The sequence below is a fragment of the Aeromonas sp. R5-4 genome, assembly GCF_040908215.1.
Classification (GTDB): Bacteria; Pseudomonadota; Gammaproteobacteria; order Enterobacterales; family Aeromonadaceae; genus Aeromonas; species Aeromonas veronii.
In genome coordinates this window covers 124,751-148,602 of record NZ_JBFODG010000032.1, presented here as the reverse complement: position 1 = coordinate 148,602, position 23,852 = coordinate 124,751, and the positions used below count along the sequence as shown (strand labels likewise).

The window sequence follows — 23,852 nt, the reverse complement described above, 5'->3', positions numbered from 1 at the left end:
AAAGGGTTTATCGCATGGCAGCGGCCGAGTTCAGAGCACTTAGGGACTATCTTGGCAGTCAGATCCTGGGGCAGGAGGAGCTAATAGAAGGGCTCCTGATTGCCCTGTTATGTGAAGGACATGTGTTAATCGAAGGGCCCCCCGGGCTGGCCAAAACCCGCGCCGTCAAGGCGCTCGCTGGTGCCGTCGAGGGACGCTTTGCCCGTATCCAGTTTACCCCTGACCTGCTTCCCGCCGATCTCACCGGCAGCGAGGTGTTTCACCCGCAGGATGCCAGTTTTGTATTCCAACCAGGCCCCCTCTTCAACCATCTGGTGCTGGCGGACGAGATCAACCGGGCACCGGCCAAGGTGCAATCAGCGCTGCTGGAGGCGATGGCCGAACACCAGATCACCGTGGGCAAAAAAAGCTGGCGGCTGCCACCCCTCTTTATGGTCGCCGCCACCCAGAATCCTATCGAGCAGGAGGGTACCTATCCCCTGCCGGAAGCCCAGCTCGACCGCTTTCTGCTCAAGCTGATGGTGGATTACCCGAGCCCTACGATGGAGCTCGCCATCTTGCAGCTCAATGCCAGCGGCGAACAGCTTGGTGCGGCGCCGGTGACCCTGAGCCAGACCAGCTTGCAACGTGCCCGCAGCGAAGTGCTGGCGGTGACCATGCAAAGCAGACTGGAGCACTATCTGGTGGAGCTGGTCTGCGCCACTCGCCCGGGCAGCGGTCTTTGCCCTGCCCTTGAGCCATTGATTGTCGTGGGGGCAAGCCCCCGCGCCACACTTGGGCTGGCTCGCTCCGCCCGCGCCCGAGCCTGGCTTGCCGGACGAGATTATGTGCTGCCGGAAGATATCCAGCTGCAAGCCTATCCGGTGCTGCGCCACCGCCTTATTCCCAGCTATCAGGCACTGGCCGACAATCTGGATAACGATATCCTGATCGCCCAACTGCTGGATCAGGTGCCATGTCCCTAGCGCCGGAGCTCCATCCCGATATCGCCCTGTCGCTGCCACGGCTGCTCAATATCCGGCTCTGGGCCAAGGCCAGGAAGCCACCTCACGCAGGCAGAAGCAGCAGCGAACGCGGCAAACCGGGCCGCTCTCCCGGACTCACGTTTCGGGAGCTGCGCGCCTATCAGGCTGGTGACGAGGTGCGCCATATCGACTGGCGAGTGACCGCACGCCTCGGTCGTCCCTTTACCCGCCTCTATAGCGAGGAGCTCGATCAGGCGCACTGGCTGCTGCTCGATCTCTCTCCCGCCATGTATTTCGGCTCCACACTGCAGCTCAAGGCGCGTCTGGGGTGCGAGCTGGCTGCAGCCCTGATCTGGCAAGGGGAGAAGCAGCACAACACCCTGATCTGCCACGGGCTTATCCCCCATCACCAGAGCCAGCGCGGCAGCGTGCTGCCCCTGCTCGAATCCCTCTGCCATCTCTATCAGCAAGGGCTGGCCCGCCGGGCGCTTTCTCACTCGCTGGCCGACACCTTGTCCGGCGTGCAGCTGCCTCATGGTGCCAAGCTGACGATCATCACCGATCACAGACCCTGCGAGTCGGCGCTCTGTCAGCAATTGCAACTGCTCTCCCGTCGCCACGATATTCACTATTGGCAGATCCGTGACCCCCTCGAGGCAGCCCTTCCCTCTGATGGCCAACTGCCGGTGGCCATTGATCGGCCAGGGCAACACTATCAGGGCTGGCTGGATGGGGGCCACGCCGGTTTCTCCCAGCGCTACCGGTATGCCGCCGAACAGCAACTGACCCACGGCAAACAGTTGCTGTTGCCATTGGTGCAGCGCCTCTATCTGCTCGATAACGGCAAGACGCTGCAACAACAGTGGCAGGAGGGGTTATGTCATCAGGGATGATCTCCCTCGCCGAACTCGACAGCGCCAGTCCCGCCTCCGACGCCATCACTCCGCCGCTGGCCGCCCTGATGCGCGACATCCACCCGGGGCCAGATCTGATTGAACAGAGTCTTGACCCCAGAGTGCAGGCGCTATTGTGGCTATTGATCACAGCGTTATTGCTGCTGCTGATCGTCCTGATTGCCCGCAGGGTGATACGTTACCGCCGCTGGTGTCGTCAGCTGGAGGGAGAGCCGGCACTGCTGGTGGCACGCATACAGGAGGCCCTGCGTCATGAAGCATTGCAACGCTGGCCCGAGGCGCGCCAGCTGCAGGGAGAGGCGTGGCTCGCCTTCGTCGATCGTCACGGGGACAGCAATTTTAGCCAGTTCTCACCTCACTGGAGCAGTTGGCTCTATGGCAGCCAGAACCCGACTCGCGAGCAGTGTGAACAGCTTCGGCAATATTATCGCCGTTGGGGTCAAACCCTCTTCTTGCAACGCTCTCCCCGCTCGGGGCGTAAAACCGCACGGAGGCATTCATGACCCTGGCGTGGCCCTGGTTTGCGCTGGCGCTGGTGCTGCCCTTGCTGGTGCGCTTCGGCTTGCCGCCCCTGCGCCGCGGCTATCTGGCTCACCCTGGGTTTGCGCTGCTGCGTCCTCAGGCCGGATTGCCGCTCTGGCACGCCATGCTGCTCTGGTGCGCCCTTATCCTCGCCCTCTGCCGCCCCCAGTGGTGGGGGGAACCGGTGATCCAATATGAAGGGAGTCGGGATCTGCTGCTGGCAGTGGATCTGTCAGACAGCATGCGCACCCCGGATATGCTCGATAACGGCGAACAACAAGCGCGGCTGACGGCGGTGCGCCAGCAGATCAAGGCGCTGATCGCCAAACGGGCCGGAGACAGGGTGGGCCTCATCGTCTTTGCCGATCACGCCTATCTGCTCTCTCCCCTCACTCAGGAGATTCCGGCACTGTTGACCTTGAGCGACGAGCTCGATTTTGATCTGGTCGGCCGAACCACCGCCCTTGGCGAAGCGATCCAGCTGGCACGTCAGCATGGGGATCCGGGTCGCCCCACCGCCCTGCTGCTGGTCACTGATGGCCGCAATACCGCAGGCAATGCCGACCCGCTGCAGGAGGCCAAACTCGCCGCAGAGCAGGGAATACGGATCTACACGCTGGGGGTCGGGGCCGATCCCGATACCTTTATCCAACCCTACGATGAGGCGGGCAGCGGTCAGGCCGATCCCAGCAGCGAACTGGACGAACCGCTCCTGAAAGAGCTGGCACAGACAGGCCAAGGGCGTTACTTTCGGGCACGCACCCAAAGCGATCTCGATGCCTTCAACGCGACTCTCAATGCCCTTGAACCTGCCCCCATGCCGATTGCCCAGTACCAACCGGTGATCGAGCTCTACCCCTGGCCGTTGGCACTGCTTTGTGGCTTGCTACTTCTGCCATCAGGGCACGGCAGGCAGGAGTTTCGCAAGGTGCATAGCTGGCTGGCACGAGGCGCGCACAGATGGAGTTGATCTTGCTCCGTCCCCTGTGGCTGATCGCACTCATCCCCTGGCTCTGGCAAGGGTGGCACCGTCGTCGCCGGCCCCCGCTGCTTGCACCTGCGATGCAGGCTTATCTGCTGCCAGCCTCACGTCCTCAGCGCCCCTGGCTCTGGCTGGCAACACTGCCCGTCATCTTGGCCCTGAGCGGACCGGCACTGCGCGGTGAGCTGCAACAGCAACCTGCGGCGCCGCTCGATATCTGGCTGCTCGACTTGTCACGCTCGATGACCGCCACCGATCTCAAACCGGATCGGGCAACCCGGGTCAGATGGCAATTACAGCAGCTGCTGAGCCGCGCCAAGGGCGAGCGCATTGCGCTGATCCTCTACGCAGGCGACGCCTACCTCGCCATGCCGCCAACCCGGGATCATCAGGCCCTTTCGCTGCTACTGCCCGACTTGCGCCCCGATATCATGCCGTTGCAGGGCAGCAACCCGGCACGGGCGGTGGAACTTGCCATGAAGCAGCTGGCCCCTGGAGAACAAGCGCGTCTGCTGCTGATCACCGACGACCTCACTCAGAATCAGATGACCCAAATCGCTGCTCTGTGGCCCTGCCAGCAACGCCTTCTCTGCCGCGACACCCAGTCGGCACGCCTCGATATTCTGCTCGCCAGCAGCGGTCAACCGGCCCCCATGCCCGCCATTCCGGCCAATGAGTTGGGGTTTGCCACCCGCATGCCCGCGCAGTTGCCCGCCCCCGATAGTCAGGCCATTGCCGCACTGGCCAATCGCCTCGGCGGTGAGCTGCAGTGGCTTGGCAGCGATGTCCCTCACTTTGCACCGCTGCCCACCACCACCTCGGCCCTCACCCCGGCACCACTGGATCTTGGCCCCTGGCTGCTGATCCCCTTGTTACCACTGGCCTTGCTGGCCAGAGTCGGCGCCCGGTTGATGATGGCGCTGATGGTGGGAGCTCAGCTGCTTGCGCCACAAGATCTGCAAGCAACAGAGAGGGGGGATCTGCAAGCGATGCAGGATTATCAACAGGGAAATTTTCAACAGGCCGCCCGCACTTTCGACGATCCGATCTGGCGCGGCAACGCCTGGTATCGGGCCGGAGCCTACCGACAAGCCATCGCAGCCTATCAGGAAGCGACGAGCGCCACCGCCCACTACAACCGCGGCAATGCCCTGCTGCAACTGGGGGAGTTTGCGGCCGCCAAGGAGGCCTATCTGGCGGCCCTGGCACTGGATCCCGGCCATGAAGATGCGCTCTATAACCTCTCTCTGTTACAGGGTGGAGCGACCGCCGCTCCCGATACCAGCAATAGCAAACAGCCCGAACCATCGGCAGCTCAGCAGGCAGCAACAATGCCCTTGCCACCCTCTCCCCCAGTGTTGCTGCTGGAGCAGCGACTGCGCAAAGAGGCGCTGCGCAGAGACCTTATCAAGGTGGAGGAGCCCTGGTGACGCAGGCTGGATGGGGGCTGTTGCTCGCACTCGCGAGTCAACTTTGCTGGGCTTTGCCCCCTAGGGCAGAGCTGCTGCCGGGGGCTGACCCCAGCGATTGGCTGCTGATCATCGAAGCGGATGGCGAGCGCCAGAGCAACGAACTGGAGATCACCCCATTACTGCGCCAGTTTGCAGTAGGCAGAGTGACCATGAGCCGGGTCACGACCCCGGTACAACAACTGACTCGCTGGCAGATCCCGCTGCACCAGAGCAACTCCCCCGCAAATACAGAGGTGGTGATTGCCCCGCTCAAGCTGGGAAATGAGTTCACCCCCTCGCTCACCCTACCATTGAGAGAGGTGAAAACAGCGGCGCTGCCACAGCCCGAGGCACCCTCGCCCCTTGAGATGCAGGCCAGCCTTGATCATCAGGGCCCGCTCTATCCCGGCCAGCCGGTGATCTACCGGCTGACACTGTGGCTGCCTACCAGCATGCAAAACCCGGCCCTGAGCGAGCTCAGCTCTGCCCACTTCACTATCCGTCGCCTCGGTAGCGACGAGTGGATCGCCCCCGCTCAGGCTGGTCTGCCCGGCAGGCTCACCCGCAGCTGGCTTATTCAGGCAAAAGCGCCGGGACTCTGGTACCTCGACTCACCCCGCTTGCAGGGGCAGCTCACGCCGCAAGGGGGCAAGCCGCAAAAACTCTCGGCCCGTGCGGCACCACTCGAGGTGAGGGTCGACAAAGCCCCCGCCACACCGGTGGCCACCCGGCTGACCCTGAGTCAACGGCTTGAACCGGCCTCCACGGGGGAAGTGGGTGAACCGCTGATCCGTATCCTCACCCTGACCATGGAAAATGGTGACAGCGGCCAGATCCAGCTTGCCCCCCTGATGGCCCATCAACTGCCAAACGGCATACAGGCACATCCCGATGGCGAGCAACAGCAGGAGCGTTACCGAGATGGCAAGCTGCTGTTTGAGCGACAGTGGCGCCAGACTCTGGTCGCGGAGCAGAGCGGCGACTATCAGCTTCCCCCCATTGATCTGCCCTGGTTTAATACCCAAAGCGGCCGGATTGAGCAGGCCAGCCTCCGTGCCATCACGCTGACGTTTCAGGCAACGACAAATCGGCAACCTGATCAGCAGACATCACAGATGGCACTGCGAGAGAGCCTTTGGTGGGTCGTGCTGGCCATAATGCTGCGTTCACTATGGCGCCACTGGCCCCGCTGGCGAGCCTTCTATCAACTGCAACGTGCCCTTGCCCAACACCAGCCGGATGCCAGTCGCAAGGCGCTGATCAAGTGGGCGACCTTGCGCTGGCAGGTCTCCTATTATCAATTAGGCCAGTTGCCCGACGCTGGGCATAATCGACTCGGCAACGCGCTCGCCGCACTCGAGCGAGCCTGTTTTGCACGGCCCTCTTCTGGTCCGTCCATCGAGTGGCGCGCTCTGGCGCGTACCCTCAGGGCTGATGAAATGGCCGGTATTGCGTACCTGATTTACCTGCTGGCCCACGGGAGTTCCCGCTCCCGCCGCCACGCCCCCTGACAAGGATTGCCCTATGGCACTGCTGTTTTTTAAAAAAAAACGTGCTCAGCAGCATATTGGTGGAAATGATCCGGACACTTCACCGGTCTCTGATCCCATGGCTGACAAACAAACCAAATTTGAAGCACTGGTTCATGCGCTGCATGGCGATCTCTACCGGTATGCCTACTGGCTGACCCGGGATCCCAACGTGGCGGAAGATCTGGTGCAAGAGACCTTCCTGCGTGCCTGGAAGGCTATCGACACCCTGCAGGATGACAAGGCGGCCAAAGGGTGGCTGATCACAATCCTCAGACGGGAGAACGCCCGCCGCTTTGAACGCAAACAGCTGGAGCTGGTGGATCTCGACGATCACCCTCAGCCCCAGCACGATGCGCTGCACAGCGAACAGGAAATGGAGAACGAGTGGTTGCACCGTCACATCGCCCGGTTGCCCGAGGAGTATCAGGAGCCACTGCTGCTGCAAGTCGTGGGAGGATTCAGTGGTGAGGAGATTGCCGAGATGCTCGGCCTCAACAAAAACACCGTCATGACCCGACTGTTTCGCGCCCGCAACCAGATCAAGGAGGCGATGGAGCAGAAGAACCAAGCAAGAGGACACGGACATGGATGAACTCGAATTTCGCCGCAACGCCATGATCCAGCCCAACGATCAACAACCGGACTTTCTCAAAACAGCTGAAGCCAGCCAAGCCAATCGGAACTATCTCGACGAGATGAAGCAGTTCGACAGAAGCCTCAAGCGCGCCATGCAGGTAGAGGTTCCCGCCGGACTGGCCGAACGGATCCTGCTCAGGCAAGCCATGCTGCAAGACAGTGACGCGCAAGATGAGATGCCGCCATCCCGACCCCTTGGCACGGCGCCAGTCAAGCTCCGGACATCAACATCCTGGCGCCAGATCGCCCTGGCTGCATCGGTCGCCTTCCTGCTGGGAATGAGCACCCGCTGGATCACGCTGCCAGAAACGGCTCCTGCGGCCCTCTCCCTCGCACAGGTGGCGATGGCTCATGTCTATGGCGAAGAACCCTTTATTGAAGGTGTCGATGAGCAGGTCAATCTGCATAACATCAATGCCAAGATGGAGAAGTATGGCGCCACCTTAAGCGGGATGGATGGGCTCAAGGTGACCTATGTCAATCACTGCTCGTTTTATCAGGGACCAGCCTTGCACATGGTGATCCAGGGAAAGATGGGGCCAGTCACTCTCTTTTTAGTGCCCAAACATGTGCCATTAACCCTGCAACAGGCCACCTTTGAAGATGGCACCCTCAAAGGAGAGATTGTCCAGCTCAAAGGCGCCAATATGGTACTGATTGGCGAGATGAGAGAGCCACTTGCCCCCGTTGCCAACGCCCTGCAGTCACGTCTGCAGTGGGACATTTAACATCGCTGGTTAACAACCTCAGATCCATCCTCAATAGCAGGCGGCGGTCACGAGCCGCTGCCTGTTCCCCCCCAGATTACTCCCCTTTGTCACTCATTTGCCTCAAGATTTCGAAAAATTGACAAAATTTTTTTTGTGACGGAGATCGGCAATCCAGGTCAATAATCCACCTTTACACCCTCAAAATGATGAATTAAACAGCAAGTTAAAACAAATGATTAACACATCGATCACTTTTATGTATTCTGCTGTCACTGGTCTGATTTCTTACCTCCTACCAGATCCATAGAATCACGCCAGAATTGATTGGGAAGAAGCTGAAATAAAAACGGATTTTGTCGAGGTTTGCATTGAACGTGCAGCCAATATCGGCAAAAAAATCTGCCTACAAGAGAGAACACCATGACGACAACTATTTTCAAGAAGAGCCTGATTGCCGCCACCATCGCGCTGGCCACCGGTCAAGTCCATGCCGCGGCATTCCAGTTGAACGAGCACTCGGCCTCCGGTCTGGGTCGCGCCTATGCCGGTGAAGCGGCTATCGCCGACAACGCCTCTGTTCTGGCCCGTAACCCTGCGGCCATGACCACCTTCGACAAGATGGCAGTTTCTGTCTCCGGCACCTACATCAAACCGGATGTCGATGTGGATGGTGCTGTTTACGCTGGCGCGAACAAAATGGCGCCAGCCAGCGAAAGTGGCATTGCTCCGGCAGCCTTCGTTCCCGCCTCCTACTTTATTCAGCCGCTGAATGACCAGTGGGCTTGGGGTATTGGCATCTTCTCCAACTACGGTCTCTCCACCGAATACTCCAAAACCTTCCCGGCTGGTGCCGGTGCTGGCGATACCGAGTTGATGACCTTCAATATCAACCCGAACATTGCCTATCGTGTCAACGAACACTTCAGTGTCGGTGCCGGTATCAACGCCGTTTACGGTGCCGCCGAACTCAACCGCTATGCCGGTCTGCTGGGCCCACTGAACCCACCTAGCCAAGGTGGCCCGCTGCCGACAGATACTCGTCTGGCTCACCTTAAAGGCGACACTTGGGGCTTTGGCTGGAACGTTGGTACCCTGTATGAAGTCAATGAAAACCATCGCTTCGCACTGACCTACCGTTCACAAGTCGATATGAGCTTTGACGGTGATTTCCAAGGCGCAAGCTCACTGAATCGCACCGTGGATGGCAACCTGAAGCTGGATCTGCCTGCACAAGCCGAGTTCGCCGGTTACCATCGCCTGAGCCCGCAGTTTGCTGTTCATTACTCTGTAAACTGGACTGACTGGAGCGCCTTCCAGGAGCTGAAAGCAACCAGCAGCCAATGTGCTGGCGGCGTATGTCTGCAAAAGGATGAGAAGTTCAAAGATTCTACTCGCTACTCCATCGGTGGTACCTGGTATATCAACCCGGCATGGGAAGCTCGCATGGGCTTTGCCTATGACAACACCCCGATCGAAGCTGACTACCGCAGCCTGAGCATTCCCGACTCAGACCGTATCTGGTACAGCGCCGGTGCCACCTACCATATCAACACCGATATGAGCGTTGACTTTGGTATGGCTTATCTGGACGGTAAAGAAGTTGACGTCAACGAAGGTCTGCGTAGCCACTCCGACAGCCTGCGTTGGAAAGGAACTTCCCACGGCAACGCCTTCCTGGCTTCTGCCCAGTTCAACATGAAGTTCTGATTATTGATAGAATGGAAAGAGCGCCGCCAGGCGCTCTTTTTTTATCCATAACTTAGATTTCAGCGCACACATGTAGCACACACGTGTTTATTTTTCTTTTCCAATCAAGCTATTAGAGTGCATCATCCCAGCATTTAATCTTGTTTTATCCAGATACTGGCCATTACCGTTGCCTTACTGGTCATACCATATAAAATCCTGCCTCCATTCATATGACCGATTGAACCTTCGGGTAACAGCAAGGATTTTGCCATGCATCCCATCATCAAACCGTCCGCCATCGCCCTGCTGGTGATCGCGGGTCAGACCCATGCCGCCGGGTTCCAATTGGCTGAACAGTCCGCTACAGGACTGGGACGCGCCTTTGCCGGTGAGGCAGCCATCGCGGATAACGCCAGTGTACTCTCCCGCAATGCAGCAGCCATGACCCGCTTCGATCAGATGGCGCTCTCTGGCGGAGTCATCTATGTCAGTCCTGACGTCAATATTGAAGGCAACACCCGCTTGCCGACCAAAGCCGGTATCGTCACCTCCGATGCTAGTGCACACGATATCGCCGCCGCAGCCTGGGTACCCAACGCCTATCTCATCATTCCACTCAATGAGCAGTGGCGACTAGGCTTCTCGGCAACCTCTTACTACGGCCTTGGCGTCAAGATGCCGGATAACTACAGCGCGGGACACTTTGGCAATGTCTCCGATATCAAGACCATGGATCTGGGTACCTCACTCGCCTATCGCATCAATGAGATGTGGTCAATTGGTGCCGGGATCTCTGCTATTCAGGGCGAAGGCGAAGTCGGTGGCACCTTCCCTTCTCGCAACCTGATCGCAAAACATTTGCAAGGGGATGGCTGGGCATGGGGCTGGAATGTCGGCACCTTGCTGAAGTTGTCCGAACAAACCCGAATTGGCCTCTCCTACCGTCACGATGTCACTTTGACCCTCTCGGGAGATGCTATCGTGGGCCGACCCAATGCAGATGGCTCCGTTACCGAGATCAGAGATACCGGTAGTCTTGATCTGCCGTTGCCAGCGACGGCAGAGTTGGCGGCGTTCCATCAGCTGACTGACAAGCTGGCTCTCCACGGCAGCCTGAACTGGACCAACTGGAGCAAATTCGTTCAGTTGGAAGCTGATCTCAACAATTTGCAGAACATGCACATCAAGGACGAGCACTGGGAAGATAGCTGGCGCTACGCCATCGGTATGACCTATCAGGTCACTCCCAAATGGCAACTGCGCTCCGGTGTGGCCTATGACGCCAGCCCTGTGCCAGCCGATCGTCGTACCATTTCCATCCCGGATGCCGATCGCCTCTGGTACAGCCTGGGAATGGGGTATCAGTTCACGCCCAACCTGACCGTGGATCTGGGGCTGACCCTGATCGATGGCAAAAAGGTGGATGTCACTGAAAAAATGGAGCTGCAACCGGGTAATCCGATGACGACCTCCACCTTCCAGGGCACTTCTGAAGGGGATGCCTGGCTGGCTGGTGCACAATTGAGCTATCTCTTCTAAATTCCTTCCCTGCAAAAAACGCTATGCCAATTATTGCCTTACTCAATAAGGTGAACACTGGCATAGTGTTCTGCAACACCATAAAATCAACCCAGTACCTTTACTGGAGCAAGGCATGTATTCCTACGTAGCAAGACAGCCGATCCTCGACAGAGACCTCAAAACTCATGCCTATGAGCTGCTCTTTCGCGATAGTCTGAATAATGTCTTCCCGAGCATCTCCTCCCAACAGGCGACGTCACGCCTGGTGGTCGAACAGTTCCTGCAACAAAATATCGATCAGCTCTTGGGCGGCCGCCCCTGCTTTATCAACTTCCCCCACTCACTGCTGCTGGAGGGATTGGCAGAGTGCCTGCCGCCCGAAAAAGTAGTGATTGAGATCCTGGAAGATTCCCCACCGGATGATGCCCTGCTGGAAAAGGTGAAACAGTTGCACAAGTTGGGATATCAACTGGCACTCGATGACTTCACCATGTCGCCGGATTGGGAGCGCTTCCTCCCCTTTATCCACATCATCAAGTTTGATCTTCGTGCCACCCCCCTGATGCAGATCAAAGTGTTTATCCAGCGGCATCAGACGCTGGGGCTCACCTATCTGGCGGAAAAAGTAGAGGACAAGGCGGAGTTCGAGCGGGTCAAACAGCTGGGGATCCAGCTGTTCCAGGGCTTTTTCTTCAGCAGACCCGAGATGGTCAAGCAAGCCACCATGGAGCCAGCGCAAGTCGTGGTGATGCAGTTGCTCAACGTGGTCAACGAGGCAGAGCCTGATATCAACAAGATTGAGCAGCTACTCGGTCAGGATATCTCCCTCTCTCTCAAGCTGTTGCGCTATGTCAACCATCTCAAAGGTCACACCAACCCTATTTCGTCATTTCGCCAGGCTGCCATCTATCTGGGAAACACCCAACTAAAGCGCTTTGTTTCGCTGGTAGCCGCGACCAGCGCCGGCAAGGGCAAGAGCGCCGAGCTCTACCAGATGTCGATGATCCGTGCCCGATTCTGTGAACTGCTGGCCCACGCCCACGCTCCGAGCCAGCAGGCACAACAAGCCTTTATCACCGGTCTCTTCTCCCTGCTGGATGTACTGATGGAGCAGCCGATGGACAAGCTGCTCGGCACTATCCCTCTCATCGACGATATTCGGCTGGCGCTGCTGGAGCGCAAAGGCAATCTGGGTTTCTACCTCGCGTTTTGTGAAGATTACGAAAGCGCCAACTGGTCACGGGTCACGGCCAGAACAGCCCGCCTGGGGCTGAGCGAGGATAAGGTGAGTCACCTCTATCTGGCCGCCACCACCTGGGTCACGGAACAACTGCTGGCGATGGAAGCCACCAATTAATTCGCCTCATCATTCACTTCGACCGCGATAGCGGTCGCCTCCCCGCCCCCGATACAGAGCGCTGCTACGCCTCGCTGCAGACCCCGTTGCCGCAGCGCGGCGATCAGCGTCACCAGAATGCGCGCGCCACTCGCCCCCAACGGATGACCGAGTGCACAGGCCCCACCATGCACATTGACCTTGTGATGAGGGATGCCGACCCCTCTCATGGCCAGCATGGTGACCATGGCGAAGGCCTCGTTGATCTCGAATAGATCCACCTCTTCCACCGACCATGCAAGACGCGCCAGCAAGCGTGAAATGGCGCCAATGGGCGCAGAGGTAAACTCGGCGGGCAATGCCGCGTGGCTCTGATAACCGACGATCCGTGCCAGCACTGGTACCTGCCAGGCTTGCGCCGTGGCGCCATCCATCAATATCAGCGCCGCCGCACCGTCCGAGATAGAGCTCGAATTGGCTGCCGTAATGGTGCCCTCCTTGCCAAACGCTGGCTTCAGGGTCGGGATCTTCTCCGGTCTGCCCTTGCCGGGCTGCTCGTCTTCGGCCAGCAACAAGCGATCACCGCGATAGACACTTGCCAGCTCGGATGCAAACGCGCCGGCTTGCTGCGCATCGCGCGCACGCTGCAACGACGCAAGAGCAAACTCATCCATGGCACTGCGGGTCAAACCGGCCTGATCGGCGCTGCGCTGGGCATGTATCCCCATCAACTGGCCATCATAGGCATCTTGCAAACCGTCGAGGAAGAGGTGGTCCAGCACCTTTTGATGCCCCATCCGAAAGCCGCTGCGGGCATTATCCAGCAGATAGGGGACACGGCTCATACTCTCCATCCCCCCCGCGACCACCACCCTGTTGTCACCAAGGCGGATGGTATCCGCCGCCAGCATCACTGCTTTCATGCCGGATCCGCACACCTTGTTGACCGTGGTAGCAGGCACACTATCTGGCAACCCTGCTTTCAACAACGCCTGCCGGGCTGGCGCTTGCCCCACGCCCGCCGCCAGCACATTGCCCATAAACACTTCATCGACCTGCTCCGGACTCAGCCCGCTTTGCTGCAGTGCCGCCTCGATGGCACAGGCTCCCAACTCAGGCGCAGTCACCTCTGCCAATGCCCCCTGAAACGCCCCCATCGGAGTCCGTTTTGCCGCCACAATTGCAATATCCATTTGCCTGCCTCTGTTTGTTACATGGCCATAACATAGGGGTTCTGACGCAATGGAACAAGAGTTGCAGTGCAGTTTACGTTTAGGTAAGGTGCAGACAGGATTTAGTTCGCCAAGAAGTCTGTATGAACAACAAGGATGAAGGACGGCGCTTCAGCATCAGTGAGCTGGCCCGGGAATTTGATATTACGACGCGCAGTATCCGCTTTTATGAGGATCAGGGGTTACTCAATCCCGCCCGAGAGGGACAAGCCCGCATTTACAGCAAGCAGGATCGGGTTCGCCTCAAGCTCACCCTGCGCGGCAAGCGGCTCGGATTCAGCCTCGCCGAGATCCGCGAGCTGTTTGATCTCTATGATGCCGACAAGAGCAGCCGCACCCAGTTACAGACCATGCTGGGACTGGTTGAGGAAAAACGGGAGACACTGCAACAGCAGATGGAAGATATCAGGATGGTACTGCTGGAGCTTGATGCCGCCGAGCAGCGTTGCCAACAAGCCCTTAGCCAGCTGGGATAACCGCCTTGCTGGCTTATCAGGTAAGTCCCTTCAGCCTGCTCACAAGATGCCAGATAGCAAAAAGCCACTCCTGAGAGTGGCTTTTCTTCAACCTGACGGTTCGCTATTAAACGCGAACGAAGTCCAGGTGGATCAGCTTGTAACGTACCGGGTGACGCTGGATAGCTTTCACTTTTACGTTAACTTCTTCACCGTTGATAACCAGAGTCAGTACAGACTCATAGAATTCCGGCTTCTCTTGAGCCAGGATCATTTTCTTGTGGTCAACAGTGATGGACAGGGCTTCTTTGCCTGCACCGTAAACGATGGCAGGAACTTGGTCAGCTTGACGCAGGCGGCGGCTCGCACCTTTCCCCAGGTCAGAACGGACTTCAGCTTGGAATACGAAAGACATAGTATGTATCTCTTTTGGATGAATTTATGGTGCTAACTGCGACCGGTCAGCACCTCGCAAAACGAGCGCGAATACTACCACGGGCCAAATTCGGATACAAGGCACCGACTCTGCATTTAGCGCCCCTGCTCCAACCGGGCGAATTGCTGCTGACGCTGGGCTGGGCTCAGGGCATCAAACTTCGCCAGGGTCTCGGCGCGCGGGCAGTAGAGACCCTCCCCCGTTCTGACTCGAATGCTCTTGCCAAGCCGCTGCTGGTTCTCTGCCACCAGCGCCAGCAAATAGCTGTAGGTATCGGCTCCCCGGGCGCTGGATAACTGGTTGGCAATGCGCCACAGGGTCTCCCCTGCGGCGACCTGATGACAAACGGTTTGTGGACCGCCGGCCGCAGGAGCCGAGAGAGTAAGCATGGCGTCACTGCCTGCGGATAAGCTAGCCGTGTGGCTGGCGAGCGCTATATCGGTGCTCGCTACTCCCTCATATCCTTGGGCACCACTCATCCCCGCAGTGCGAAAGGTCACCCCCAGCTGAACCAGAAGAGGTTCGTTCTCGGCGGGGTCGGTGAGCATATCAACACCACCGAACTCCTCTTGAGGTGTGCGGAACTCGGCGATAAAGGGCGCGACAGGTTGCGCGTGATAAGCAGGGAATCCACTCCCCTGCTGCACGATTGCACCAGCCGCAACAGCCTGCCCGGGGACGACCCCGTAAGCCATCTCGTCGATGCGCCGCAGCCTTGCCAGATAGGTTTTGGAGAGCTGCGCCTCCCCCTCGAACAGATCGAAAGGGGGGACCAGCCGGGCTGGAAAGAGGATCTGCCAGCGACCGTGCTTTTGCTTTTGGGCAAGCGGCGGAAACTGATTGCCACGCCAAGCCACAAACATAGCAGGCGGCGTGCGCGCCAGCGGGTAATATTCCGGGTTCAACTGCACCCAGGTTTGTTCCGCGATGGGTTGATAACCGCTGATCACCACCTGCGCCACACTCAACCAGATCTCCAGCATCCTTGCCTCCCTGACTTGCGGTTTGAAGGGGCTACCTGACCGGCAACCCCTTCTCAGCACCCGCTATCATGCTGTTAAAACAGTTAGATAGCAGCTTAGCACTGAGCGATGGCGTTAAGCACACGTTTATCTGAGACCGGATAAGGGGTCCCCAGATTCTGGGCAAAGAACGACACCCGCAGCTCCTCGATCATCCAGCGGATATTGGCCACCTCGGTGGGAATAAGCTGGGATTTGGGGATCTTGGCCAGCAGCGCCTTGTACTCCGACTCCACGCTGTGCACCTTGAGCATGTAGACCCGATCCCGGTTGGGATCGATGGCCAGCTTCTCCAGGCGACGCTCGATGGCCCGCAGATAGCGCAGCAAATCAGGCAACCGCTGCCAGCCGGTCTCGGTGACAAAGCCTTTGTGGATAAGGTTGCCGAGCTGCTGCTGGATATCCGACATGGCAAAGGCGGTATCGAGCTGCATCTTGCCCTTGAGCCGCTTCTTGATCTCATGGGACAGCGTCAGCACGGCTTCCACCTGCTTGGCCACCTCCACCACCGCATCATTGAGCTCGGCGCGAACATACTCCTTGAGCGCCTCGAAACCGGCCTCATCCCAGGCCAGCCCGCCATGTTGCTCGATCAGCTTGTCGCAGCCACAGGCGATACAGTCATCTATCAGCTCCGCCACCTTGCCAAACGGGTTGAAATAGAGCCCGAGCTTGGCCTTGTTGGGCAGCTTCTCCTGCAGATACTTGATGGGAGATGGCACGTTGAGCAGCACCAGCCGGCGCTGGCCCGCCCACATCAGCTGCTGCTGCACCACCGGACTCTCCACCAGCTGGATGGCGACCGAATCTTTCTCGTCTACCAACGCCGGATAAGCTTTCACCTCGAAGCCGCCGCGCTTCTGGCTGTACTCCTGAGGCAATTCACCAAAGCTCCACAGGGTGAGGCCGGACTGCTCGATATCATCGTCCGCCACTTGTGACAGGGTCTCCTGTACCTTGCCACGCAGCGACTCTTTCAATGCCTCCAAATCTTTCCCTTCCGCCACCTTCTTGTGCTTGTCATCCACCACCCGGAAGGTGAGTTTCAGGTGATCGGGCACAGCAGTCCAGTCCCAGGATTCACGAGGTACGGTGACGCCAGTCATGCGGCGCAGCTGACGCTCCATCTCGTCCAGTAGCGGCCCCTGTTCGGGGTTGATGCTGGCTAGCAGCGCATCGGCATAGTTGGGGGCCGGTACGAAGTTCTTGCGCATCGGCTTGGGCATCGACTTGATGAGGGCTACCAACAGCTCGTGACGCAGCCCGGGGATCAGCCACTCGAACCCCTTCACCTCCACCTGATTCAGGAGCGGCAGCGGGATATGCAGGGTCACGCCATCGGCGGCCTCCCCCGGCTCGAACTGATAGGTCAGCTTGAGCTTGAGACGCCCCTGCTGCCAGAAGTTGGGGTAGTCGAGATCGCTGATGTGGGCCGCATCCCCCTTCATCAGCATCTCTTTCTCGAAGTTGAGCAGTTCGGGATCCCGCTTTTGCGCCTCTTTCCACCACTTGTCGAAGTGGCGGGAGGAGATCACCTCCTCCGGCAAACGAGCATCGTAGAAGCGGAACAAGTCCTCGTCATCCACCAGGATGTCGCGCCGACGGGACTTGTGCTCCAGCGCCTCCACCTCGGCCAAGAGCTTGCGATTGTCGCTGAAGAAACGGTGACGGGTCTCGAAATCCCCCTCCACCAACGCGCGGCGTATAAAGAGCTCGCGGCACAGCGCCGGATCGATACGGCTGAAGTTGATGGTGCGCTCGTTGACCAGTGTCAGGCCATACAGCGTCACCTTCTCCTTGGCCATCACGGCGCCGTTTTTCTTCGACCAGTGGGGGTCGCTGTGGTGCAGCTTGATGAGATGACCCGCCAGCGGCTCTACCCACTCGGGTTCAATCTTGGCGTTGATGCGGGCGTAGAGACGCGAGGTTTCCACCAATTCTGCGGCCATCACCCACTTGGGCGGCTTCTTGAACAGACCCGAGGCCGGGAAGAGGTGGAAGCGGCCGTTGCGGGCGCCGAGAAACTCCGGTTTTTCCAGATCCTTGTTGCCGATATGGCTCAAGAGGCCGGTCAGCAGCGCGCAGTGCACCGTCTTGAAATCTGCCGGTTCATGGTTGGCTTTAAAACCAAGCTCCTTGACCGTCTGACGCAGCTGGAAGTGAATGTCCTGCCATTCGCGCACCCGCAGGTAGGAGAGAAACTCCTTCTGGCACATGCGGCGAAACGGGTTGCTGCCAAGGGCATCCTGCTGCTCTTTCAGGTAGTTCCACAGATTGACAAAGGCGAAGAAGTCGGAATCCTTGTCCTCAAAGCGCCTGTGTTGCTCATCGGCGGCCTGCTTCTTCTCCATGGGTCGCTCACGGGGATCCTGAATGCTGAGGGCCGCGGTGATCACCATCACCTCGCTCAAGCAGCCGGTCTGCGCCGCGCTGATCACCATCTTCGCCAAACGCGGATCAAGGGGGATGCGCGAGAGCTGGCGACCGGTCTCGGTCAGCTGCAACTTGGCTTCGCGCTCGCCGGTGGCGGGCAGCTCGCGCACCGCCTCCAGCTCTTTCAAGAGAGTCAGGCCATCCTTGATATGGCGCGACTCTGGTGGCTCGACGAAGGGGAAAGCCTCCATATTGCCAAGGCCGAGCGCCAGCATCTGCAGGATGACGGAGGCCAGGTTGGTGCGCAGGATCTCGGGGTCGGTGAAGGCAGGGCGGCTGTTAAAATCCTCCTCCGAGTAGAGGCGGATACAGATGCCGTCCGCCACCCGACCGCAACGCCCTTTACGCTGGTTGGCGCTGGCCTGGGAGACCGGCTCGATGGGCAGGCGCTGCACCTTGGTACGCCAGGAGTAGCGGCTGATGCGGGCGGTGCCCGGATCGATGACGTAGCGAATGCCCGGCACCGTCAGCGAGGTCTCCGCCACGTTGGTGGCGAGCACGATGCGTCGCCCAGCATGGGGCTGGAACACCTTATTCTGCTCGGCGTTGGAGAGACGGGCGTAGAGCGGCAACACCTCGGTATCGCGCAGATTGAGCTTGCGCAGGGCATCGGCAGTATCGCGGATCTCCCGCTCGCCGTTCATGAAGATAAGGATGTCCCCCAGCCCTTCGCGGGCCAGCTCTTCCACTGCGTCGAAGACGCCCTGCAGTTCGTCGCGCTCTTCAAGACCTTCGCTCTTGTCACTGGTAAGTGGGCGGTAGCGCACCTCCACCGGATAAGTGCGGCCGGAGACCTCGATCACCGGCGCCTTGTTGAAATGGCGGGAGAAACGTTGCGGGTCGATGGTGGCCGAGGTGATGATCACCTTGAGATCGGGGCGCTTGGGCAGCAGTTGCTTGAGATAGCCCAGAATGAAGTCGATATTGAGGCTGCGCTCGTGGGCCTCATCGATGATGATGGTGTCGTACTGGGTCAGCATCCGGTCGTTCTGGATCTCCGCCAGCAGAATACCGTCAGTCATCAGCTTGATGTGGGTCTGCTCGCTCACCTGATCGGTAAAGCGCACCTTGTAACCCACGTAGTGACCGAGTTCGGACTCCATCTCCTCGGCAATACGGGCCGCGACGGTGCGGGCTGCCAAACGGCGTGGCTGGGTGTGGCCGATAAAGCCCTTGACCCCACGCCCGAGCGCCAGACAGATCTTGGGGATCTGGGTGGTTTTGCCCGAGCCGGTTTCGCCGGCGATGATCACCACTTGATGTTCTTGAATGGCCTTGGCGATCTCCGCCTGCTTCTGGCTGACCGGCAGGTTGTCCGGATAGGTGACCTTGGGCACTCCGGCCAGACGGGTTTGATAGCGCACTTCGGCGGCGGCCAAATCAGCGGCGATGGTCTCCAGCACGGCGGCCTGTTTGCCTTCAGGCAGCTTCTTGACCCCGTGCAGACGGCTGGAAAGGCGGCGGGCGTCGAGATTCATGCAGACAGAGAGACGGCGGCGCAGCGCCTCGATAGTGAGAGACAAGGTACGAATTCCTTAAATAGGTGCCCAGAGGGGCCATATCGATTAGCTGCGAGCGATCCTAAAGAGCGAGCGGGAACGGTGCAAGCCTTAACGTAGCGTTATATATGGGAAGACAGAGAGATTGGCCGCTCCTCAAACATAACAAAACAACCATTGTAAGATGGCATAACATGAATAAATGGCAGCAAATGAAATAGCCAAGGCAAGCCGAAGCTTGCCTTGGGAGAGAGAAAAACAGGATTAACCGTGGGTGTGATGGACAAAACAGGTGGTGAGCTGGGCGTGAATGGCCTGCATGACATTGTGACGATTGATGACCCCGAGCAGACGCCCCTCCTCCACTACCGGATAGATCTTCGGCTTTTGCCCCATCATCATCTCCGCCAGACTCAAAATGCTGGTATCGGGACCCACCGACAACACCTCCTTGCGCATCACATCCTTGACCTGCGCCACCTGTTCGCAGTGATAGGCCTCCTTAAGCAGCACTGCGATGCAATCCTGCTCGGAGATCCAGCCAATCAGATGGCCCTGGCCATCCACCACAGGGCCACCGAGCTGATGACTGTTCAGAAATTTCTCGACCGCAGCTTGCACCATCATGTCGGCAGTGAAGGTGATGGGTCTGCTCTGCATATAATCCTTGGCTTTTAGCGATTCCATATCTGCTCCCCTACGGTAGTCCATCAAGCTGGCGTCTTGTGCGCCGGTACCGGCACCATGCTCGGCTTGTTCCAAGCATAGCTGGCTCGCGGCAGTATGAGTCAGCGGCCAGCCTCTCCCTCAATTGATGGCATGATCCGGCTCGCGATCCGGAATGGCTGCCATCATCATCTGCGGCAAGTGATCGGCCAGCACCGCCACCACAGCGGGATCGACCCGCCCCTGATCCGCCAGTTGCTGCATAAAGGTCAATGCGTCACGGGCAGGCAGGCCGCGCCGATAAGGTCTGTCCTGCACCATGGCCTGAAAAATATCGGCGACCCGCAGGATCCGCGCTTCGAGCGCCATGGCGGATGCCGGCAGGTGGAACGGATAGCCCTCACCGTCAGGCTCCTCATGGTGATAGGCCGCCCAGCAGGCAATCTCCTCAAACCCTTCGATGTGGCGCAGGATCTGGTAAGTCTCGAAGCTGTGGGTATTGATGATGGCCCGCTCCTCTTTCGTCAGGCTGGCAGGCTTGTCGAGGATCTCGTCCGGCACCCTGAGCTTGCCCAGATCATGCAGCAAACCGGCGATCTCCAGCATGTCACAATGGATGGCACTGACTCCCATCAATTCTGCCAGTGCCCGAGACAACCTGCTCACACCGAGCGAATGCGTCATCGTGAATGGGCTTTTGGCGTCGACAATGCCGGAGAAGATCTGCGCCAGCGCTTTTAGCTCCCCGTTGAAGGTCAGGCAAGGCTCCCGCACCTGCAGCATCTCCAGCATGTAATCATTGATGGAGCGGGCTTCCAGCTGCAGCCAGAATGCCTCAGAGCGAGACGCCTTGAGGAAGGCATCCACCAGCTCGGGGGCAAAGAACTCGTCACGGAAATCCTGCAGGCGTGCGCGGATCTCGTTGGTATGCATCAACAATGAACCATCACCATAGTAGGGTGCCGCCAACGCATCGCAGCGATCCACCAGAAAGATAAGGTTGGCCTGACGGGCTACATTGGGGTCCACATCGGCCATCTCGCGCAACAGGTGCCAGTGGGTATGGTGATAACGGATAGGCAGGGCCAGTGGGGCCAGCAAACGGAAATCCTTGAGCAGCTGATATCCCACCTCGCAGTGGCGCTGGGAGGACTCCCAATCGAACTCGCTGACCAGATGGTGATGGGTGATGGTCGAGGAGACACCGATATCATGCAGCACCCCCAACTCGAACAGCAGACAGCGTTCGGCCTCACTCATCCCCAGCTCCCGGCTGCACTCGGCAGCCATAATCCCGACCCGTTTACCGTGGGCCACATCGCCAATGCCCACCAGGTCCAGCGAGGCTGACAGGGCATACACAACCTGCCTTAGATCCACTTGCAATGAAAAGGGGGCTGCGCCCTGCGCTCTGTCCATGATCCGGGTCCCATGCGATGTTGTCGTATCAAAATGGCGCTGTTTTATGCTTCGCCTTCTATCAACTTAGTCAATAGCCGAGCCTTTTACCTTGTTTTTATAGGCATTTATGACCCTGGCACCTTGAATAGACAAAGATCACAGCTGGATTTATTTGACCACTCCCATTCAAGTCATATGTATCCGTTCAAAAATATGCGAGCAGGCTTTTTAAATCTCGCGATGACATTGTGAGCAGTTTTAAAAACTCATATCTAAGCGAAACAATCAACACCCCAACTTTACTTAATTATGACTTAATCAGAATTAAAGAGTGCTCGGTTTGCCAGTAAGAATTTTGAATAAAGGCACACCACAACGCTCATAACAGCTCTCATCCCCTAAATTGATTAGCCGAACTGTGAACTCCATCACCCATTTATTCGCCTTATCGCCATCGATAGCTGTAGACACCTCCGCCTTCTGGACACAGCTTCCCATGCTCGCTCGCAGCTCACCCGATAGCTTGCGACCGAAGGGTCGGCGAAAAAATAACGGATAACCAGCGGTTATATTCGCTATAAGGCGACAAGGATAAACGGGATTTATAGATTGAAACTGTTGAAAGCTGATTTCCAAGCTGCGGTTAACTCGGGCTATTCAGGTCATATCACTCTTTGCAGGTCATAACGACAGCGATAAAGGGGAATGTGCCCATCCGGGTATTCCATCCCCTCCAACAGCTTGTACGGGATGATATTTCCGCCGCGTTAAACGCACGCTGCTTTCATCGCCCATTTTGTGTACCAATTCACATCAGATTAGGAGTGGAGCCAATAATGGCCATTCAAATAAACAAAATAGCCATGAGCCTTGCCTTAATGGCCACCGCTGGTAGTGCCACAGCAGCCGCCAAGCCCAATATTCTTGCCATCATGGGCGATGACATCGGCTACTGGAACATCAGTGCCTACAACCAGGGGATGATGGGCTACCAGACCCCAAACCTGGACAGGATCGCCAATGAAGGGGCCCTCTTTACCGATCACTACGGTCAGCAATCCTGCACCGCCGGCCGCGCCGCCTTCATTACCGGTGAAGAGCCATTCCGTACCGGTCTGCTGACCATCGGCATGCCTGGATCCACTCACGGCATTCCGGATTGGGCCCCCACCATCGGTGATCTGCTCAAAGAGCAAGGTTACATGACGGCTCAGTTCGGCAAAAACCATTTGGGCGATCAGAACCAGCACCTGCCGACCAAGCACGGTTTCGACGAGTTCTTCGGCAACCTCTATCACCTGAACGCGGAAGAGGAACCGGAAACCTACTACTACCCGAAAGATCCGGAGTTCAAGAAGAAGTTCGGCCCACGCGGCGTCATCAAATCTTCTGCCGACGGCAAGATTGAAGATACCGGCCCCATGACCCGCAAGCGCATGGAGCATGCCGACGAAGAGTTCCTCGAGTCCTCGCTGGTGTTTATGGAGAAAGCAGTCAAGGCCAAGAAGCCCTTCTTCATCTGGCACAACGCCACCCGCATGCACGTCTGGACCCGTCTGCAAGAGAAGTATCAGGGTAAATCCGGCGTCAGCATCTATGCCGATGGCATGCTGGAGCACGATGATCAGGTGGGGATCCTGCTCGACAAACTGGACGAGCTGGGGGTCGCCGACAACACCATCGTGATCTACACCACTGACAACGGCGCCGAGACCGTCAGCTGGCCGGATGGCGGCACCACCCCCTTCTATGGTGAAAAAGGCACCACATGGGAAGGCGGGATGCGGGTTCCGCAACTGGTTCGCTGGCCGGGCGTGATCAAGCCAGGCACCAAAGTCAACGCCATGATGGCCCATCAGGACTGGATGCCGACGCTGTTGGCCGCAGCCGGTGTACCGGATGTGAAAGAGAAGCTGGCCAAGGGCTACAAGGCCAACGGCAAACAGTGGCGGGTGAAACTGGACGGTTACAACTTCATGCCGTACCTCGCCGGAAAAGCCGACACCTCCCCGCGCAACTCCATGCTCTACTTCTCCTCAAACGGCGAACTCAACGCCGTGCGCTGGAATGACTTCAAACTGAACTTTGCCACCATGGAGGGCAACATCACCGACGCGGCGCGTGTGACTCCAAACTGGCCGCAGATCATCAACCTGCGCGCTGACCCGTTCGAGAAGGCACCGCATGAGTCAGGCATGTATCTGCGCTGGATGGCAGACAACATGTGGCTGTTCGTACCTGCACAGGGGATCCTGAAAGAGTTCTTCGACACTCTGCCCAACTATCCGATGCAGCAGAGCTTCCAGATGAACCCGGCCAGCATTAGCTCCCAGAGCCTGATGCTCAAGGGCAAACTGGCAGAGCTGGATGCACTCAAGCAAAAAGTCGCCACCATCAAGTAAGGCGGTGACTCCAACGCCCATCACTCTCTGGTGGGCGTTTTCAATTTC

General features: G+C 58.3%; 19 protein-coding genes. 13 read left to right on the top strand and 6 right to left on the bottom strand.

Features of this window, described 5'->3' with window-relative positions; all coding sequences use genetic code 11:
* The first annotated feature begins 14 nt into the window (after positions 1-14).
* From AB5Y83_RS17075 to AB5Y83_RS17025, 11 genes are all read left to right on the top strand, one after another.
* On the top strand, positions 15-965 hold the full coding sequence (locus AB5Y83_RS17075; RefSeq protein ID WP_368175604.1) for an AAA family ATPase: 951 nt from the start codon (positions 15-17) through the stop codon (positions 963-965).
* Positions 956-1,858 carry a DUF58 domain-containing protein gene (locus tag AB5Y83_RS17070; RefSeq protein WP_368175603.1) on the top strand — a complete coding sequence of 301 codons (903 nt, stop codon included), beginning with the start codon at positions 956-958 and terminating at the stop codon, positions 1,856-1,858. Before AB5Y83_RS17075 ends, AB5Y83_RS17070 begins: the two co-directional genes overlap by 10 nt.
* Positions 1,843-2,382 carry a DUF4381 family protein gene (locus AB5Y83_RS17065; RefSeq protein ID WP_368175602.1) on the top strand — a complete coding sequence of 180 codons (540 nt, stop codon included), beginning with the start codon at positions 1,843-1,845 and terminating at the stop codon, positions 2,380-2,382. Before AB5Y83_RS17070 ends, AB5Y83_RS17065 begins: the two co-directional genes overlap by 16 nt.
* The gene (locus tag AB5Y83_RS17060) at positions 2,379-3,371 is read left to right on the top strand and encodes a VWA domain-containing protein (RefSeq protein ID WP_368175601.1); all 993 of its coding nucleotides are present in this window, start codon (positions 2,379-2,381) and stop codon (positions 3,369-3,371) included. The genes AB5Y83_RS17065 and AB5Y83_RS17060 overlap by 4 nt, the downstream gene beginning before the upstream one ends.
* Positions 3,362-4,813: a VWA domain-containing protein gene (locus AB5Y83_RS17055; RefSeq protein ID WP_368175600.1), complete on the top strand. Its 1,452-nt coding sequence runs from the start codon at positions 3,362-3,364 to the stop codon at positions 4,811-4,813. The genes AB5Y83_RS17060 and AB5Y83_RS17055 overlap by 10 nt, the downstream gene beginning before the upstream one ends.
* A gap of 20 nt (positions 4,814-4,833) precedes the next feature.
* Positions 4,834-6,345, top strand: a complete 1,512-nt coding sequence (locus AB5Y83_RS17050) for a hypothetical protein (RefSeq protein ID WP_368175619.1) — start codon at positions 4,834-4,836, stop codon at positions 6,343-6,345.
* 13 nt (positions 6,346-6,358) lie between these two features.
* Positions 6,359-6,958: a sigma-70 family RNA polymerase sigma factor gene (locus AB5Y83_RS17045; protein ID WP_076494857.1), complete on the top strand. Its 600-nt coding sequence runs from the start codon at positions 6,359-6,361 to the stop codon at positions 6,956-6,958.
* Positions 6,951-7,730 carry a DUF3379 domain-containing protein gene (locus AB5Y83_RS17040; RefSeq protein WP_058057640.1) on the top strand — a complete coding sequence of 260 codons (780 nt, stop codon included), beginning with the start codon at positions 6,951-6,953 and terminating at the stop codon, positions 7,728-7,730. The genes AB5Y83_RS17045 and AB5Y83_RS17040 overlap by 8 nt, the downstream gene beginning before the upstream one ends.
* A 402-nt stretch (positions 7,731-8,132) precedes the next feature.
* A complete protein-coding gene (locus AB5Y83_RS17035; RefSeq protein ID WP_005360328.1) occupies positions 8,133-9,419 on the top strand; it encodes an outer membrane protein transport protein in 1,287 nt (428 codons plus the stop codon).
* 252 nt (positions 9,420-9,671) lie between these two features.
* Positions 9,672-10,940: an OmpP1/FadL family transporter gene (locus AB5Y83_RS17030; RefSeq protein WP_258720555.1), complete on the top strand. Its 1,269-nt coding sequence runs from the start codon at positions 9,672-9,674 to the stop codon at positions 10,938-10,940.
* A gap of 115 nt (positions 10,941-11,055) precedes the next feature.
* Positions 11,056-12,279, top strand: coding sequence for an EAL and HDOD domain-containing protein (locus tag AB5Y83_RS17025; protein WP_005333249.1), 1,224 nt, complete (start codon positions 11,056-11,058; stop codon positions 12,277-12,279).
* On the opposite strand, the gene AB5Y83_RS17020 is transcribed toward AB5Y83_RS17025, so the two are convergent.
* Complete coding sequence (locus tag AB5Y83_RS17020; protein ID WP_368175599.1) at positions 12,276-13,451, bottom strand: acetyl-CoA C-acyltransferase; 1,176 nt, start codon at positions 13,449-13,451, stop codon at positions 12,276-12,278. The genes AB5Y83_RS17025 and AB5Y83_RS17020 overlap by 4 nt on opposite strands.
* A 122-nt stretch (positions 13,452-13,573) precedes the next feature.
* Between AB5Y83_RS17020 and AB5Y83_RS17015 the strand changes: the two genes are divergently transcribed.
* Positions 13,574-13,966 (top strand): MerR family DNA-binding transcriptional regulator, encoded by a 393-nt coding sequence (locus AB5Y83_RS17015; protein ID WP_368175598.1) that lies wholly within the window; start codon positions 13,574-13,576, stop codon positions 13,964-13,966.
* A gap of 106 nt (positions 13,967-14,072) precedes the next feature.
* Here AB5Y83_RS17015 and rplY read toward each other — a convergent pair whose 3' ends face one another.
* The 5 genes from rplY to AB5Y83_RS16990 form a co-directional block, all read right to left on the bottom strand.
* On the bottom strand, positions 14,073-14,360 hold the full coding sequence (gene rplY / locus AB5Y83_RS17010; protein ID WP_005333252.1) for a 50S ribosomal protein L25: 288 nt from the start codon (positions 14,358-14,360) through the stop codon (positions 14,073-14,075).
* Positions 14,361-14,476: 116 nt separating this feature from the next.
* Positions 14,477-15,364 (bottom strand): hypothetical protein, encoded by an 888-nt coding sequence (locus tag AB5Y83_RS17005; RefSeq protein WP_368175597.1) that lies wholly within the window; start codon positions 15,362-15,364, stop codon positions 14,477-14,479.
* 95 nt (positions 15,365-15,459) lie between these two features.
* On the bottom strand, positions 15,460-19,359 hold the full coding sequence (gene hrpA, locus AB5Y83_RS17000) for an ATP-dependent RNA helicase HrpA (protein ID WP_368175596.1): 3,900 nt from the start codon (positions 19,357-19,359) through the stop codon (positions 15,460-15,462).
* 240 nt (positions 19,360-19,599) lie between these two features.
* On the bottom strand, positions 19,600-20,022 hold the full coding sequence (locus AB5Y83_RS16995) for a CBS domain-containing protein (RefSeq protein WP_005333273.1): 423 nt from the start codon (positions 20,020-20,022) through the stop codon (positions 19,600-19,602).
* Positions 20,023-20,142: 120 nt separating this feature from the next.
* Entirely contained in the window at positions 20,143-21,420 is a 1,278-nt protein-coding gene (locus AB5Y83_RS16990) for an HD-GYP domain-containing protein (protein ID WP_031227597.1), read from the bottom strand.
* An 845-nt stretch (positions 21,421-22,265) separates the two neighbouring features.
* Between AB5Y83_RS16990 and AB5Y83_RS16985 the strand changes: the two genes are divergently transcribed.
* Positions 22,266-23,804, top strand: a complete 1,539-nt coding sequence (locus tag AB5Y83_RS16985) for an arylsulfatase (RefSeq protein ID WP_228023709.1) — start codon at positions 22,266-22,268, stop codon at positions 23,802-23,804.
* The last annotated feature ends 48 nt before the right edge of the window (positions 23,805-23,852 follow it).

What these genes read in the sequence shown, in the direction of transcription:
- AB5Y83_RS16995 (WP_005333273.1), bottom strand. Translation starts at nt 20,022, where the DNA reads ATGGAATCGCTAAAAGCCAAGGATTATATGCAGAGCAGACCCATCACC.
- AB5Y83_RS17060 (WP_368175601.1), top strand. Translation starts at nt 2,379, where the DNA reads ATGACCCTGGCGTGGCCCTGGTTTGCGCTGGCGCTGGTGCTGCCCTTG.
- rplY (WP_005333252.1), bottom strand. Translation starts at nt 14,360, where the DNA reads ATGTCTTTCGTATTCCAAGCTGAAGTCCGTTCTGACCTGGGGAAAGGT.
- AB5Y83_RS17075 (WP_368175604.1), top strand. Translation starts at nt 15, where the DNA reads ATGGCAGCGGCCGAGTTCAGAGCACTTAGGGACTATCTTGGCAGTCAG.
- AB5Y83_RS17025 (WP_005333249.1), top strand. Translation starts at nt 11,056, where the DNA reads ATGTATTCCTACGTAGCAAGACAGCCGATCCTCGACAGAGACCTCAAA.
- AB5Y83_RS17030 (WP_258720555.1), top strand. Translation starts at nt 9,672, where the DNA reads ATGCATCCCATCATCAAACCGTCCGCCATCGCCCTGCTGGTGATCGCG.
- AB5Y83_RS16990 (WP_031227597.1), bottom strand. Translation starts at nt 21,420, where the DNA reads ATGGACAGAGCGCAGGGCGCAGCCCCCTTTTCATTGCAAGTGGATCTA.
- AB5Y83_RS17015 (WP_368175598.1), top strand. Translation starts at nt 13,574, where the DNA reads ATGAACAACAAGGATGAAGGACGGCGCTTCAGCATCAGTGAGCTGGCC.
- AB5Y83_RS17070 (WP_368175603.1), top strand. Translation starts at nt 956, where the DNA reads ATGTCCCTAGCGCCGGAGCTCCATCCCGATATCGCCCTGTCGCTGCCA.
- AB5Y83_RS16985 (WP_228023709.1), top strand. Translation starts at nt 22,266, where the DNA reads ATGAGCCTTGCCTTAATGGCCACCGCTGGTAGTGCCACAGCAGCCGCC.
- AB5Y83_RS17055 (WP_368175600.1), top strand. Translation starts at nt 3,362, where the DNA reads ATGGAGTTGATCTTGCTCCGTCCCCTGTGGCTGATCGCACTCATCCCC.
- AB5Y83_RS17065 (WP_368175602.1), top strand. Translation starts at nt 1,843, where the DNA reads ATGTCATCAGGGATGATCTCCCTCGCCGAACTCGACAGCGCCAGTCCC.
- AB5Y83_RS17005 (WP_368175597.1), bottom strand. Translation starts at nt 15,364, where the DNA reads ATGCTGGAGATCTGGTTGAGTGTGGCGCAGGTGGTGATCAGCGGTTAT.
- AB5Y83_RS17035 (WP_005360328.1), top strand. Translation starts at nt 8,133, where the DNA reads ATGACGACAACTATTTTCAAGAAGAGCCTGATTGCCGCCACCATCGCG.
- AB5Y83_RS17045 (WP_076494857.1), top strand. Translation starts at nt 6,359, where the DNA reads ATGGCACTGCTGTTTTTTAAAAAAAAACGTGCTCAGCAGCATATTGGT.
- AB5Y83_RS17040 (WP_058057640.1), top strand. Translation starts at nt 6,951, where the DNA reads ATGGATGAACTCGAATTTCGCCGCAACGCCATGATCCAGCCCAACGAT.
- AB5Y83_RS17020 (WP_368175599.1), bottom strand. Translation starts at nt 13,451, where the DNA reads ATGGATATTGCAATTGTGGCGGCAAAACGGACTCCGATGGGGGCGTTT.